At 72.1% G+C, this 14,979-nt stretch carries 9 protein-coding genes; 3 read left to right on the forward strand and 6 right to left on the reverse strand.

What is annotated here, in order from left to right; genetic code table 11:
* The first annotated feature begins 104 nt into the window (after positions 1-104).
* Complete coding sequence (locus tag D7I43_RS28325) at positions 105-4,796, forward strand: golvesin C-terminal-like domain-containing protein (protein ID WP_147427311.1); 4,692 nt, start codon at positions 105-107, stop codon at positions 4,794-4,796.
* Positions 4,797-4,894: 98 nt separating this feature from the next.
* Positions 4,895-5,707 (forward strand): IclR family transcriptional regulator, encoded by an 813-nt coding sequence (locus tag D7I43_RS28330; protein ID WP_120331644.1) that lies wholly within the window; start codon positions 4,895-4,897, stop codon positions 5,705-5,707.
* A 197-nt stretch (positions 5,708-5,904) separates the two neighbouring features.
* Here the strand turns inward: D7I43_RS28330 and D7I43_RS28335 are convergent, their stop codons facing one another.
* Genes D7I43_RS28335 through D7I43_RS28355 form a run of 5 tightly spaced genes read right to left on the reverse strand, consistent with a single transcriptional unit; the run spans position 5,905 to position 10,507 of the window.
* The gene (locus tag D7I43_RS28335; protein ID WP_120331645.1) at positions 5,905-6,540 is read right to left on the reverse strand and encodes a YesL family protein; all 636 of its coding nucleotides are present in this window, start codon (positions 6,538-6,540) and stop codon (positions 5,905-5,907) included.
* On the reverse strand, positions 6,537-7,265 hold the full coding sequence (locus D7I43_RS28340) for an SDR family NAD(P)-dependent oxidoreductase (RefSeq protein ID WP_120331671.1): 729 nt from the start codon (positions 7,263-7,265) through the stop codon (positions 6,537-6,539). The genes D7I43_RS28335 and D7I43_RS28340 overlap by 4 nt, the downstream gene beginning before the upstream one ends.
* The gene (locus D7I43_RS28345; protein WP_120331646.1) at positions 7,262-8,401 is read right to left on the reverse strand and encodes a mandelate racemase/muconate lactonizing enzyme family protein; all 1,140 of its coding nucleotides are present in this window, start codon (positions 8,399-8,401) and stop codon (positions 7,262-7,264) included. The genes D7I43_RS28340 and D7I43_RS28345 overlap by 4 nt, the downstream gene beginning before the upstream one ends.
* Before the next feature lie 13 nt (positions 8,402-8,414).
* Positions 8,415-9,332: a dihydrodipicolinate synthase family protein gene (locus D7I43_RS28350; RefSeq protein ID WP_120331647.1), complete on the reverse strand. Its 918-nt coding sequence runs from the start codon at positions 9,330-9,332 to the stop codon at positions 8,415-8,417.
* Positions 9,329-10,507, reverse strand: coding sequence for a mandelate racemase/muconate lactonizing enzyme family protein (locus D7I43_RS28355; protein WP_120331648.1), 1,179 nt, complete (start codon positions 10,505-10,507; stop codon positions 9,329-9,331). The genes D7I43_RS28350 and D7I43_RS28355 overlap by 4 nt, the downstream gene beginning before the upstream one ends.
* 281 nt (positions 10,508-10,788) lie before the next feature.
* Between D7I43_RS28355 and D7I43_RS28360 the strand changes: the two genes are divergently transcribed.
* Complete coding sequence (locus D7I43_RS28360; RefSeq protein ID WP_120331672.1) at positions 10,789-11,547, forward strand: hypothetical protein; 759 nt, start codon at positions 10,789-10,791, stop codon at positions 11,545-11,547.
* Between the two features lie 134 nt (positions 11,548-11,681).
* Here the strand turns inward: D7I43_RS28360 and D7I43_RS28365 are convergent, their stop codons facing one another.
* Entirely contained in the window at positions 11,682-14,873 is a 3,192-nt protein-coding gene (locus tag D7I43_RS28365; protein WP_120331649.1) for an AfsR/SARP family transcriptional regulator, read from the reverse strand.
* Positions 14,874-14,979 lie beyond the last annotated feature (106 nt).

The following is a 14,979-nucleotide window of genomic DNA, read 5'->3' on the forward strand; positions in this document are numbered from 1 at the left end:
CGTGGCGGTGCTCTTAGCAGAAGGCTGGCTGCTCAGCGCGGGCAGGCAGGTCGCGCCCCGGCACACCCTTGACAGCGCCATCGATTGCATTAACTATCCACTTCATGGATGTGAGGCCCACACTATCGAGGCGGCATCGTTCCACACTCACCCTTCTCCTCGCCCTCGCGGCGCTGGTGCTGCCCTCCGGGGTGGCCGTCGCGGCGCCGGCAGCCCAGGACCAGGCGCCGTTCGCCACCCCGTTGCGGGAGCTGGACAAGCCCGACCTGCAGCTGCGCCGGGTGGCCAGCATCGAAGGCCGACACCATCGGATGATCTTCCATCACGCCACCTGGCGCGGCGGCGAGACCTACCTGCGCGAGATCCTGGTCCGCACCCGCGGTGGCTGGCTGCCGGTCACCGACGCGCAGCGACGCTTCGACGAGCAGTGGCTCGTGCTCAGCGGGGACGGCGGAACCCCCACCGACTACTACAGCTCCATGAACCCCGCCTGGGTCGGCTTCACCGACCTGAAGCAGGTCGACGGGCGGACGGTCGAGCTGCGGACCAGCGCGGCGGGCGCGCACGAGCTGACCGTCCGATGGTCGGTCGCGGGCGACAACCCGGAGGCGTCCTGGACACTGACCGCCCGCCGCGCCGACCACTTCGTCGTCGGCTACCAGTCCCTCGACATCACCCCCTTCGCCGACGTCGACGAGGTGCTCTGCGGCAGCCGCCAGCACGCCCGCGTCGTCTACGGCGCCGAGGCACTGAGCGCGTGGGAACTGATGGCGCCGGCCTGCCTGATGGAACGCACCGTCGCGGGGCAGCAGGTCACCAGCGGGGTGTACGCGCCAGCCGAGGCGATCCCGTTCGAACACCAACGCGACGCCGGCGCGGACGGGCAGCCGTTCGGGATGAGCCTGCGCAACGACAGTGGGGGCGTGCAGCCCACCGCCTTCGCGCCACAGGTCGGCCGGCTCTCGCCCCTGCAGACCGGGCAACGGCACCAGTTCACCTTCGGCGTCTACGCCCGCCCCGCGACGATGTACCAGGCCTACACCCAGCTGGTACGCGACGAGTACGACTACTCCGCCTACCGGCGCAACATCCACGACACCTCGCTCACCGACACCGTGCACAACCTCGTCGACCTGGTGATGCAGGACTCCGACGCCGACGACAGCGAGACCTACCAGCGCTCGCTGTCGGGTTGGTGGGACCGGGCCAAGGGCTTCGTGGACACCGAGAACGACCGGGCCGTGCGCACCGCCACCAGCGGCGTCCTGCTGGGCGCCTACTACCTCACCGGTGACCGGGAGCTCTACGACAAGCGGGCGCGACCGTCACTGGAGTACCAGGTGTCCCGCAACGGGATCGGCTGGACCCCGATCAAGGGCAACCCGGTCTACGGCGACACCAACGCCTGGCGCGTCGCAAGCGTGGCCGGGGACGCCTCCACCCTCGTGCCGCTGTACGAGCAGACCCGAGGACAGGTGGCCGGCCTGCACGAACTGGCCCTGAAGTCGATCCAGGACAACCCGCGCAAGGACAGCCGGACGCCGGTGAGCACTCCGCTGGCGGCCTGGCGACTCACCGGCGACCCGGCCTACCTGACGGAGGCCAAGGCCGAGGCGGACCGCTACATCGCCGCCCAGATCGATCCCCCGTACACGACGAACATCGCCGAGAACGGCTTCCAGTTCAACTACTCCAAGGGTTGGATCGAGCTGCTGGAGCTGTACGAGGAGACCCACGAGAAGCGCTACCTCGACGCCGCCTACACCGAGGCGAAACGGTTCGTGACGCAGACCATGGTGCGCCCGGTCCCCGAGGGCACCGTCACCGTCAACGCCGATGGCTGGATCGACGCCCAGGTGGACCGGTGGAACCCCCGCGTGACCTACGACTACCCGAAGACGGACGTGCCGGCCGAGGAGGTGCCGGCCTGGATGGTCTCCACCAACGGCATGACCTTCGAACAGCTCAGCACGTACAAGATCGCGGCGGGTCGGGAGAACCCCGGCGGCGGCCTGGTGATGAACCCCATCTGGGCGCCGTTCCTGCTGCGCCTCGCCGCCCACACCGACGACCGGCTGCTCGCGGACGTGGCGCACAACCTCGTGGTCGGCCGCTTCACCAACTACCCCGGCTACTACTACCGGGAGTTCACCGCGGCCCAGATGCGCCCGGACTTCCCGCTGACCGGCCCGGCCGGACTCACCTCCATCTACTACCACCACATCCCGGCGCAGCTCGGGCTGGCGATGGACTACCTGTTTTCCGAGCACACCTACCGCTCGAACGGCAAGATCAGCTTTCCGGCCGCCTTCGAGACCAACTACGTCTACTTCAAGTTCCACGTCTACGGACACCAGCCCGGCCAGTTCTACGGTGAGGACGGCGTCTGGCCGTACCTGCCCAAGGGCATCGTCGACGTCACCGACCCGCAACTGAACTGGATCACCGGGCACGGCAACGACAGCCTCTACGTCAGCCTGACGAACGAGGCCACGACGACCTCGCACAGCGTGGTGCGCTTCGATCCGACGATCAGCGGGGTGCAGCGCGACCGCGCGTACCAGGTCGAGGTCATCCGCGACAACGGCTCCCGGAGCGTCACCACGATGCACGGCGCGACGCTACCGGTCACCGTGGCCGGCCGGGGCATCACCGCGCTCGTCGTGCGGGGCGTGCAGGTGCCGGGCGTGACGCATCAGGTCGGCGGCGAGCAGGCCGACGTCGGCCAGGACAGCTACCGCTTCGACGACGACAGCCCGATCGGGGCCGCCCGGGGCATGCTGCTGACCCGTCCGGACGACAGCGGCTACGACGCGTACGTGCAGGCGGCCACCGAGGCCCCGGCGACCCTGCACTGGTCCACCGACGGCGGGGCCACCTGGCACCAGGTGGCTGACCGGATCTACCCCAACGAGTGGACGATCCCGGTGGACGACGCCGGCGCGGCCTTCACGTACCGGATCAGCACCGACGCCGCCGGAACGGGCGAGGCCACCCTGCGCCTGCCGCCGGCGGTGACCGGCCACTGCCCCACCGAGACGCCGGTCTGCGGCGCGGTGACCCCCGCCTCGCCGCACACCACACCGGGCGACACTCTGGGCGTCACCGTGACCGTCCGCAACGACGGCCCGGCTGCCCTGGTGGACCCGACCGTCGCCCTCCACCTCCCGGCGGGCTGGTCGGCCCGGCCGGCGGGACAGCAACCGTCCACCGTGCCCGCCGGGACCGCGGCGACCTGGCGCTACGACCTGTCGGTCGCGCCCGACGCCGCTCCCGGCACGGTCGCGCTGGCGACGACGGCGAGCTGGCGCGGCGGCGAGGTCGCGCTCACGGCGGGACGGCTCACCGTCCGGCCACCCACCCGGCTGAGCGCTCTGGTCGCGGCACCGGCGGAACTCGCCGAACCGGGTGACGCCACCACGGTCACCGCCAGCGTGCTCAACGTCGGCCCGACCACCGCCCGCGGCACGCTGCGCCTGACACCGCCGGCCGGCTGGACGGTCACCCCGGCGAGCGTGTCCTACGAGGTCGCCGCGCGCGGCGAAGGAGCGTACCGCTTCACCCTCACCTCACCCGCCACCGCCGCACGCGACCAGACGTACCGGGTGAGCGCGGCGCTGGACACCGGCGCCGAGGCCACCGCACAGGTACGGATCGCCAGCGAGGACATCATCGTCACCCCGCAGGACATCCGCCCCCGGTACACCGAGACCGGTGAGTGGCTGGCCAGCGGCCTGGCCGGGTACAACGGGATCCCGTCGCGCTACAGCGCGGAGGGCAAGCTCGGCGGCACGGCGACCTGGCGGCCGATCGTGCCCGAGGCCGGGTGGTACGAGGTCGCCGTCTGGTACCCGTCAAACAACGAGACCACCACCGAGGCCGACTACGTGGTGCACCACCGCGACGGTGACACTCCGGTACGGGTCGATCAGCAGCAGGACCCCCGCACGTGGCGGGTCCTCGGGACCTTCCCGTTCACCGCCGGCGAGGAGGGCTTCGTCCGGCTCGTCGTCGACGATCCGGCCTACCACCGGGTCAGCGCCGTCCGGTTGCGGCCGGTGGATCCGGACGCGGTACGGCCGCGGATCACCGGGCTCGCCGCCGAACCGGTGCCGGCGCCCGGCGGCAGCACCACGGTCACGGCGACCATCACCGCGTCCTCGATGGCGGGCGCGACCGGCTGCGCCACCCTCGCCCTGCCGGACGGGTGGCGCAGCACCCCCGCCTCCATCCCGGTCGCCCTCGCACCGAACGCCGCACAGCAGGTCAGCTTCACCGCGACGGCGCCGCCCGACGCCACGGTCGGCGCGCTGCACGAGGTGGCCCTGCACGGTGCCGGGGCGGTGGACCGGATCGCCGTGCCGGTCGGGACGCCCGATCCGGCGCGGGCGGTCGTCGTCGACGACGGCCAGCCCGGCTACACCGAGGAAGGCACGTGGAGTGCCAGCACGCTCAAGGGGTACGCCGGCAGCACCACCCGGTTCGCCAGCGGTGGCACGGCCGCCGTGGCGACGTGGCGACCGACGCTGCCGGCCGGCCGGTACCGGGTCAGCGTCTGGTATCCGACCAACGCCACCACCACCACGGCGGCCACCTACCGGGTCGTGCACACGACCGGCACCGCCACCCTCACCGTCGACCAGACCACCGACGCCGGGCAATGGCGGGTGCTGGGCGTGTGGGACCTCGACCCGACCACCGCCGCGGTGAGTCTCTCGGCGCAGCAGAGCGGGCATCACCGGGCCGACGCCGTCCGGTTCGAACCGGTCGCCCCGGCCGGCGAGCCGGACTGCTGAGAAGCGGCGTGGGCCGTCGGCCGGCCGACGGCCCACGCCGCTTGGCGATGTATGATCCGTAATCTGGATTGCACTCCTACGTTCTGAGGATGGGCGGAATGCCACGCTCCACCACCCGCGAAGTCGGCGGCGGCACGCAGAGTGTCGAGCGCGCCCTGTCGCTGCTGCGCGCGTTCACCGAGGAGCACCCGGAGCGGCGTGTGTCCGAACTGGTCCAGCTCACCGGGCTGGGACAGTCGACCGTCTCCCGGCTGGTCGGGACGCTCGAGGCGCTCGGCTTCGTCACCCACGACCAGCGCAGCGGCCTCTACCGCATCGGGCCCACGGTGGTCGCCCTGGCGGGCGTCGCCCTCAACCAGTCGACGGTGCACCGGCAGGCCCGGCAGGTCGCCCAGACCCTCGCCCAGGAGTTGGGCCTCGGCGCGAACGTCGCCGAACGCCACGACACCGAACTGTTCTACCTGTGCAACTTCGAAGGGCGGCTCGCGCCGCGCTCGTTCACCCTGGTCGGTCGTGGCGGCCCGCTGCACGCCACCGCCCTGGGCAAGGCGCTGCTGTCGGATCTGACCGCCGACGAGATCCGATCCCTGATCGGCAGCCAGTACCCGGCGTACACCCCGAGGACCATCGCCGACCTGGACGGCCTGCTCGCCGCGATCACCGAAGGACGCGGCCGCGGCTACGCCACCGAACTGGAGGAGCTGGCCTTCGGCCGGGCCTGCCTGGCCGCCCCGATCCGGGACCGCTCCGGAAAGGTCGTGGCGGCCCTGTCGGTCTCCGGCCCGCTGTCGGCGATGGATCTGCCCCGCCGCCAGGACGAACTCGCCATGAAGGTCATCGAGTACGCCGACCAGATCTCCACCGGGCTCGGCTACCACGCCACCGCCGCGCCGCTGTCGGCCGTCGGCTGAGCCCGGGCGGCCCATCCCACCGCCCGTCCCACGGCCAGCACCCGGCGCCGCGCGCCGCTCCCCGGCAGGGAGCGGCGCGCGGTCGTGTCATACCACCGCCGGTGCGGCCAGCGTCCAGATCGCGGTCGAGTCGGGAATCCGGCCGTAGCGAGCGGCGACGCCGGCCAGTGAGCTGGCGAACCGACGAAGAGGCGCGCTCATTCGGCTTCCCCTGCTCTGGTGACAGGTGCCGGGAGCACGTCGAAGATTCGCGCGGCGACCAGCGTGATCAGTGCCGCCGGCACGCTGGGCAGGAAGAACGGGACGGCGACCGGCACGGCGACGAGCATCGCCGCGACAAGCACGGCCACCGTCGCCCCCAACCCAACCGTCCACAGCGGAGCTTTCGCGGCCGTCAGCGCGGCGATCCGCCACGCGGCGGTGGCCGGCACGTCGAAGTGCGCCAGCACCGCGGGCAGGTAGGCCAACACCGCCAGATACACCACAGCGAGCACGGCCACCGCGGCGGCGAGCGGGGTGCCTCGCGCGGCGAGCAGGTAGAACGCGAACACCCACACGGTCAGCAGCGGGAGGCCCAGCCGGAGCTGCGCGCGTGCGAACTCCGCCCGCCAGTGCCGCCAGAAGTCGCGCCACGGCCGCGGATGCCGGCCCCGCTGGTAGTCGCGCACCAGCGCGAAGAGCGCGACGGTGGCCGGGGACAGGCCGGCGACCACTCCCCCGGCGAGCACCCCGGCCAGCCACAACAGGTTCAGCCCGGCCAGCCGGGGCGGCCAGTCCAGCAGCCGGTAGAGGCGGGCGAACCGCCCGCCGACCGGCACGTCCTTGCTGGTCACGGGGCCAGCTCGGCCAGGCGCTTGCGCAGGTCCGCCCGCACGAACGCGGCCGGTGAGGCGATCGACAGTCCCCCGTCGACCGGCAGCACCACGCCGGTGATGCCGCTGGCGGCCTCGGAGGCGAGGAAGTGCACCGCGGCGGCGACCTCGTCCGGGCGCAGCGTCCGCCCGATCGGGTAACCGCCGGCGGCGTCGGGCAGCCGCTCGCCGCCGACCATGCCCGGCGCCACCGCGTTGACCCGGATCCCCCGCGCGCCGTAGTCCAGCGCGACCTGGCGTACCAGGGCCTCCACCGCCCCCTTGGCGGCGGCGTACGCGGCCACCCAGGGGGCGGCCAGGAACGCGTTGACCGAGGAGACGGCGACCACCGCGGCACCGGGCGCCAGCAGCGGCAGCGCCGCGCGCAGCGGAAAGAAGAGGGTGTCCAGGCAGCCGGCCAGGGCGGCACGCCACTGCGCGTCGCTGGTGGCGTGGGCCGGGGCGATGGGCATCGCCCCGGCGGCGGCGACCAGCACGTCCAGCCCGCCCAACCGGTCCCGTGCCGTCTCGACCGCGGCGGCGGCGCCGTCCGCGGTCGCACAATCGCCGGTCAGGTCGGCCAGCAGGCTCGGCTCGCCGGCGGGTTCCAGACCGTAACCGACGACCCGGTCCCCGGCGGCGGCGAAGCGGGCCGCGACGGCCCGGCCGATCGGGGTCGACGCGCCGATCAGCAGGACACGCCTCATCGCGTCGTCCACGTGCTGTACCGGGCGACCGCCTCGGGGTCCACCGACACCCCCAGCCCGGGCCCGGTGGGCAGCGGGATCCCGGTCGGCGTCGCCTCGATCGGCACGGTGAGGATCGTGTTGACCAGGTTGAACAGGGTCGGATGCCACTCGAAGGCGACCAGGTTGGCGCAGGCGGCGGCGACGTGCAGACCGGCGGCGAGGGCGAGCCCGAGCCCGGCCGAGTGGTGCGGGGCCACGCCCAGGTGGTGCGTCTCGGCGTACTGGGCGATCGCCAGTCCCTCGGTGATGCCGGTGCGGCCGATGTCCGGTTGCAGCAGGCCCACCGCCCGGGCCGTCACGAACGGCGCGAACTCCCAGCGGTGCCGCAGGCTCTCCCCCAGCGCCACCGGCACGTCGATGCGCGCGGCAAGGTCCGCGTGACCGGCGACGTCCTCGAAGGCCAGCGGCATCTCGAAGAACCAGGCGTCCCGGTCGTCCAGGCCGCGGCCGAGCCGCACCGCGTCGGGCAGTGCGTAGACGCCGTGTACGTCCACGGCCACCCGCAGGTCGGGGTGGACCTCGCGCAGCGCCGACACGGTCGCCAGGTCCGCGTCGACGCCGTGGCCGAGACCCACCTTGATCCGACGGACCCCGCGGGCCACCCAGTCCCGGGCCTGAGCGACCCGGTCGGCGTCCGCGCGGCCGGGCAGCCCGGACACGTACGTCGGGACCGTGTCGTGGAAGGCGCCGCCGAGCAGCTCGACAACGGGACGGCCGGCGAGCTTGCCAGCGAGGTCCCACAGCGCGATGTCCACCGCCGCGATCGCGTCGGCCTGGTGGCCGCCGAGGTGACCGCGCTCGCGCATCAGGTCGCCGAGCTGGTGACGAAGCGGGCGCACCCGACGGGGGTCCGCGCCGACGAGCACCGGCGCCAACAGCCGGCGGACGATCTCGCCGGGTACCTCGGGTGCGACCGGAGCAAGCGCCTCGCCCCAGCCGGTCGTGCCGTCGTCCGCGGTCAGCCGGACCACGAGGGTCTCCCGGTGGTTGCCGTACACGCTGGGCCAGGGCGGCTGGGTGGCGTACGCCCGCGCTGCGCCATCTGCCCGAGGTATCGCCAGGGGAAAGACGTCCACCGAAACGATCTTCGTCATGATCGTCAGCCTCTCACGATCGCCAGGCCGGCAGGGGGGTGTGCGCCAGGATCGCGTCCAGCGCGGCGCGGCTGCCGGCGTCCAGCGGCAGGGCCGGGTCGCGGACGAAGGCGGAGTCGATGATGCCCCGGCGCACCAGCACCTCCTTGTGCACGGCCCACGCCAGGCGGGGTTGCAGTCCGAACCGGACCAGCGGCAGCAGATGGTTGAACCCGGCGTGCGCCGCCTCCTGCCGGCCGGCGCGCCAGTCGGCCAGGATCGGCGCGAGCACGTCGGTGAACTCGCAGGCGGGCATCGTGCCGACGGCGCCGCGGGCGTACTCCTCGAGCACGAAGAAGGCGTTCTGGCCGCCGAGGACGTCGAAGTCGCCGTCGGTGGCGGTCACCACCTCCCCCACCTTGGGTGCGGTGGGTTGGGTCTCCACCTTCACCGACTCGACCCCGGGCAGCTTGCTCAGCTGCACGATCAGCGGGACCGGCATCGTCACCCCGGTCGTGGCCGGGGCATCCTGCACCATCACGTGTAGTCCGCTGGTCTCGGCGAGCGTGCCGTAGAAGTCGACGAGCTGGTTGCCGGCGGGCTTGGCCAGGTAGGGAGGCAGCACCATCAGGGCGTCCGCGCCGCCGTCGCGGGCCGCCAGCGCCAGCTCGACGGCGGTGGCCGTGCTGGTGCCGTTGATCCCGGCGACGAGCGGCACGTCGGGGCCGGCGATCGCCCGGGTTTCGGCCAGGATCGTGGCGCGCTCGGCGGCGGTGAGTGCGAACCCCTCGCTGGCCATGCCGAAGACGGCGAGTCCGTCGACGCCGGCCGCGAGCTGGAACTCCACCAGCCGGCGCAGGCTCGGTACGTCCAACGCGCCGGCGTCGTCGAACGGGGTGGCGAGGATGGGGATCAGCCCGCGTACGCGGGCCCGGGGTGCGAGGGTGCTCAACGTTCCTCCGCGAGTGCGCTGACAGTGGCAAGATCCACCTCGACGCCGAGGCCGGGGCCGGTCGGTACGGCGAAACCGTCCGGACCGCCCGGCAGCGGCGCGGTGAGGATCCGCTGCCCGACCTCCGTCGTCGTGGGTTGGTACTCGAAACAACTCAGGTGCTCGACCGCCGCGCTGACATGCAGCCCTGCGGCGAGTGCGACACCGAGCGCCACCGAGTGGTGCGGCGCGGTGGGCACGTGATGCGCCGCGGCCAGCTCGGCGATCGCCATCGCCTCGGTGATGCCGGTCCTGGCGACGTCGGGCTGCACCAGGCCGACGGCGCGCTGCCGCAGCCAGGGCAGGACGTCGTACCGGTGGCGCATCGCCTCGCCGACGGCGACCGGCAGGTCCGTGCGGCGGGCGAGGTCGGCGTGACCGGCCAGGTCCTCCGGCGCCAGCGGCGCCTCCAGGAACTCGATCCCGCCGCGGGCGGTGAGGCCGCGCGCCAGCCGGGTCGCGGCGGCCAGGTCGTAGGTCCAGTGCGCGTCGACCGCGAGCCGCACCTGCGGTGCGGCGGCGCGCACGGCGTCCACGGTGGCCAGGTCCGCCGCGACTCCCTTGCCGAGATGCAGCTTGATCCGCTCGACTCCCTTCGCCGCCCACTCGGCGGCCAGGGCGGCGCGCTGGGCGTCGTCCGGACGGGGCAGCCCGGAGACGTACGTCGGGACGTGCTCGCGGAATGCCCCGCCGAGCAGCTCGTGCACCGGCAGTCCGGCCAGCCGGCCGGCCAGGTCCCACAGGGCGATGTCGACGGCGGCGATGGCGTCGGCCTGGTGCCCGCCCAGGTGCCCGCGTTCGCGCATCAGGTCCCGCAGCCGCACGCCGATCGGCCGCACGTGCCGTGGATCGGCGCCGATCAGGGCCGGTGCGAGCAGCCGGCGCACCACCTCGGCGGGGACCTCGGGAGCGACCGGCGCGAGGGCCTCGCCCCACCCGCTGACGCCCGAGTCGGTGGTCAAGCGGACGAGCAGTGTCTCGAAGCGCGGTGAGTAGATGCTGCGCCACGGGGGACGTACGGCGTAGCCGGCCGGTGGTGTCGGGTTCGCAGGCTCGTTGGTGGGGCCGAGGTACCGCTCATCGTTCGAGAGCTTGAGGACGAAGCAGTCGACTGACGTGATCCGTGTCGGGGCCATCACCTTCCACCCCTCAACCTTGTCTGCCACATTGTGGAAGTAGATTCCACACTACGGGTTAGCGGTCCGTCAATCTCGATGCGGCGCGGACGCAGGTTGGGGGTCCAGCGCCACCGTGACAGCCTCGTCGCGGGCGCGGCGCAGCACCGCATCGACCGCAGCCTGGAGGGTCGACGCCGAGGACGAGGGTGATCCCGGAAACGGCAACGAGGCCCCGGGGAAGGCCACCGCGCCGCTGCCCCGTTCGGGACGCCGCTTGTGTGGTCCCTATAGTTCTCTTGGTGGCGATTCCATCGGTGTTGCAGGAGTCATTGCACGATCCCGTCTTCTGGGCGCGCTACACCTTCGCCCACGAGGAGGGACCTGGCGCGGATCGGCTCGGTGACCTCGAAGGCCTGCTGGATGATGACGCGGATGAGGATCTCGACGACTCGTCGCTTGACGTGACATTCGAGGTCGGCAGTGGCCACCATGTCGTACTGAGTATGGACGCCTCGGCCGACTCCTACAGTCTGCTCATCGCCACCCCTGACTCGCCGGAGCCGGTCGAGCTCGGGTGGGACGACCTCGCGCACTGGCACCCGCACGCGTTGCGCTGGACGGAACTCGACCTGATCTGCCGGGCGATCGCCACGAGGGATCCACGGCTGCCGCACCCCGGCACTCCGTTGGCCCTGCTGTGCCGATTCGCCGCCGTCTTCGACGATGACGACGTGGACCAGGCCGTCGCCGCCGTTGACGAGGCATACGCCGCGTTACGCCCTCCGCAATGGGAGGGCTACTGGCCGAGCGGCGCCGACTGGCTCGAACGCGCCGACTTCCGGGGTGCGAACGTCGTCTGGCAACGGGACGAGGTCGGCAACCTGTGGGCCCATCAGGACGAGGACGCTCGCGACGGCGAACCCTTCTACAGCACCCGACTGGGGCCGGATACCGGCACGGGCGACGGGTTCCCACATGCCCCGCTCCGGGCCGTGCTGAACGCTGCCACGGTGACCGTGAGCGACGCCGGCCTCACGGGCGACAGACATACGTTCTGAGGCGGGTGATCCGCGGGGGCAGCCGACGATCCAGCCGGTATTCGTCGTGTTGGGCAGGCCGACGGGCAGCGATGGTGAGCGCGGTGGCGGCTGCAGTCATGTCGGGTGCGCGTTTGCGGGTCTCCGCTGGTCCGTTACGGCGAGAGCGTTGGCGCAGCGCGACCCGTGGGGTCTGGTGGCGGGTTCTGTTCGTTCATGGCGGCGAACATCTCATCACCGAGGGCTTCCCGTAGCCTGGCGATGATGCGGTCCACGTCGCCTCGTTCGCCGCGCGGCAGTGGGGCGCCGACCGACTCGCGTAGTGCCGTGGCCGTGACCAGTAGGTGTGCGGCGTGCGCTGCGTTCCCGGCGAGGGAATGTGCCCCCGCCAGGCCCTCGATGGCCAGAGCGACGGCCCGGGGATCGCCGATCTTGCGCGCGGAGACGAGGCTTTGCTCGTGGAGGTGTAGCGCGGATTCGGCGTCGCCGCTCTGCTCCGCGGCGAAGCCCAGCTCGGCCAGGACCAGCGCCAGGCCGGGTTCTCCGTCGACGCCCCGCAGCCAGTCCACCCATTTGGCGAGGCGGTCTTCGACCAGCTCGTACCTGCCCTGCCGGCGGGCGCTCAACGCCAGCCCTACCTCTGCGAAGTGCTCGGCGACCTTGTTGTACTGCCCGGCTGCGATCCGCATCGCCCGTTCGTGGAACTCGTCGGCGGCGGTGAAGTCTCCGGTGAGCAGGGCGATCCGGCCGAGTCCGGAAAGCCTGAACGACATCTCGCCCCAGAGGGACAGCTCCTCGGCCATCCGTACGCCCTCGCGGTGCAGGTGCGCGGCCTGCGAATAGTCGCCCCTGATCTCGGCGAGTTCGGCGAGTGTGTTGGTGGCTTTCACCTGACCCCAGCGGTCGCCGAGTTCACGAAAGCGCGCCTGGCTCTCCATCGCGTCGCGCTGCGCGTCGGTCAGTTCGCCCCGGGCCCGGCTGATCGTGGCCCGCAGGCTCAACGCGGCGGCTGTGCCCCAGTCGTCGTCGAGGTCGCGGAAGCTCTTCAGCGCCTGGTCGAGGAGGTCGGAGGTGCCGGCGAGGTCGGTGAAACCACGCCGGGCGTACGCCAGGAACCATTGGGCCCTCGCCCGTGCCCGCGGGTCGGCGATCGATTCGTACGATGCGCCCTCCGTGTGTGCGGCCGGGTCGGCACCGGCGTTGAGCATGAGTGCCATGCCCGCTCGCCAGGCGGCGGTTCGAGGGTCGGCACGGATGCCCAACACCAGATCCAGCGACCGACAGGCCTCGGTGAGGCGACCGCGCAGGACCCAGTACCAGGCCAGCGCGCTGACCAGCCGCGTGGCGCTGTCGGCGTCCGCCGAGCGCACCGCTGTTTCGAGCGCCGTACGTAGGTTGGCACGCTCACGGTCGAGACACTCCAGCCACCGCCGTTGACCGGGACCGTGGAGGTGCGGCTGGGCCCGTTCGGCAAGGTGCGTGTAGTAGCGCAGGTGCCGTCGACGGATCTCGTCGTGCTCACCCGCCTGGTGGAGGCGTTCGACGCAGTAGTCCCTGACCGACTCCAGTAGCCAGTATCGGGGGCCATCCATACCGTCCACCATGCTCACGAGCGAACGGTCCACCAGGCGGGCCAGCAGGGCGAGGACGTCGATCCCGACCTCGGCGCCGACCTGCTCGGCCGCTGCCAGCGTGCAACCGTCGGCGTGTACGGCGAGCCTGCGCAGGATCACACGTTCGGGCTCGGACAGCAGCTCCCAGCTCCAGTCGATCATCGCGCGGAGTGTCTGCTGGCGGGCCGGCCCGCCGCGCCTGCCCGATACCAACACGCGGAACCGGTCGTCGAGGCGGGCGGCCAGTTCGTGCACGCCGAGTGCACGTACCCGGGTGGCGGCCAGTTCCAGCGCGAGCGGGATGCCGTCCAGGCGGCGGCAGATCGCGGTGACCGCGGCGGCGTTGTCGGGGCCGAGCGTGAAGCCCGGCGCCGCGGCGGCGGCGCGGGTCACGAAGAGTTCCACAGCGCTGAAGCGACCCATGTCCGCCGGCTCCACGGACGGAGGGGGAAGTGCCAATGGCGGTACGGTCCACAGCTGTTCACCGGCGATGGCCAGCGGCTCCTGGCTGGTGGCGAGGATGCGCACATCCGGTGCCGCACGCAACAGCGCCTCGGCCAGCGCGGCGACCGGCTCCACGACGTGTTCACAGTTGTCGAGGACGAGAAGCAGACGCTTGGGCTGTAGTGCGCCGGTGAGCTGTTCGAGCGGGTCGCCGGCCACGTGCGAGGTCACGTCGTCGCGGATGTCGAGGACGGCTGCCACGACATCGGCTACCGCTGCTCGGGAGTTGCCGGAAGCCCGATCGAGACCGGCGAGTTCCACCAGCCTTGCGCCGTCGGGAAAGGTGACGCTGACGGCGCGGGCGACCTCGAGGGCGAGCTGGGTCTTGCCCACTCCGCCCGGGCCGGTGAGCGTGACGAGACGCCCTGACTCCAGGAGCTCGCGTACCCCGACCACCGCCTCCGCCCGCCCGACAAGGTTGGTCAGGGCCGCGGGCAGGTTGGTGCGGTGCCGCGCGGCGGTGGTGGTGGGAGCCATCGAGTCCAGTGCCGGATCGTGTTTGAGGATCGCCTCGTGCAGAGCCACGAGCGGCGGGCTGGGATCCAGGCCGAGTTGGTCGGCCAGGTGCTCACGCAGCTCGGCGTAGCCCGCCAACGCCTCACTCTGTCTGCCCGCTCGGTAGAGGGCGCGCAGGTGGACGGCGCGGAGCCGTTCCCGCAGCGGGTGGCGCGCCACCAGGTCACCGAGTTCCGCCACCAGCTGGTTGTGCTCGCCGAGCTCCAGCCGTACCTCCGCGTGCTCTTCCAGCGCGAGCAGCCGCTCCTCGTCGAGCCGGGCGGCTACCGGGCGGACGAACTGTTCGTCGGCGAAGTCGGCGTACGCCGGTCCACGCCACAGCGCCAGCGCGTCGGCCAGCAGGTCCGCTCGCACCCGAAGATCGTCTGTAGTGCGGGCCTGCGCGGTGAGGGCCTGGAATTGGCCGACGTCCGTCGCCGCGGAGTCGACCCGGAGGAGATAGCCAGGTGGTTGCGAAACCACCAACTGGCGGGTACCCGGTTCGACGCTGTCCAAGGCGCGGCGCAGCTGGGACACCCTCGTCTGCAGCGCGTTGATGGGATTGCGTGGCAGCTGCTCGGTCCACAGGTCGTCGATCAGCCGGTCGGACGACACGGCACGTCCCTCGTGCGCGAGCAGGTCGGCCAGCAGCGCGCGGACCTTCAGCTCGGGGATCCGCACGGGCCTGCCGTCGCCCGTCCAGACGGCCAGCGGGCCGAGCACCCCGAAGCGCATGACGCCAGGCTATCCGAGCAGCGTGGTGCCGATCGTGGCCGGCTGTGGGTGGCGTACGGCGCACCTGCAGCGAACCTACGGAAAACCTGAAGTGGCCCGACGCAGA

This window comes from Micromonospora globbae (assembly GCF_003610785.1).
In the GTDB taxonomy this organism is placed as follows: Bacteria; Actinomycetota; Actinomycetes; order Mycobacteriales; family Micromonosporaceae; genus Micromonospora; species Micromonospora globbae.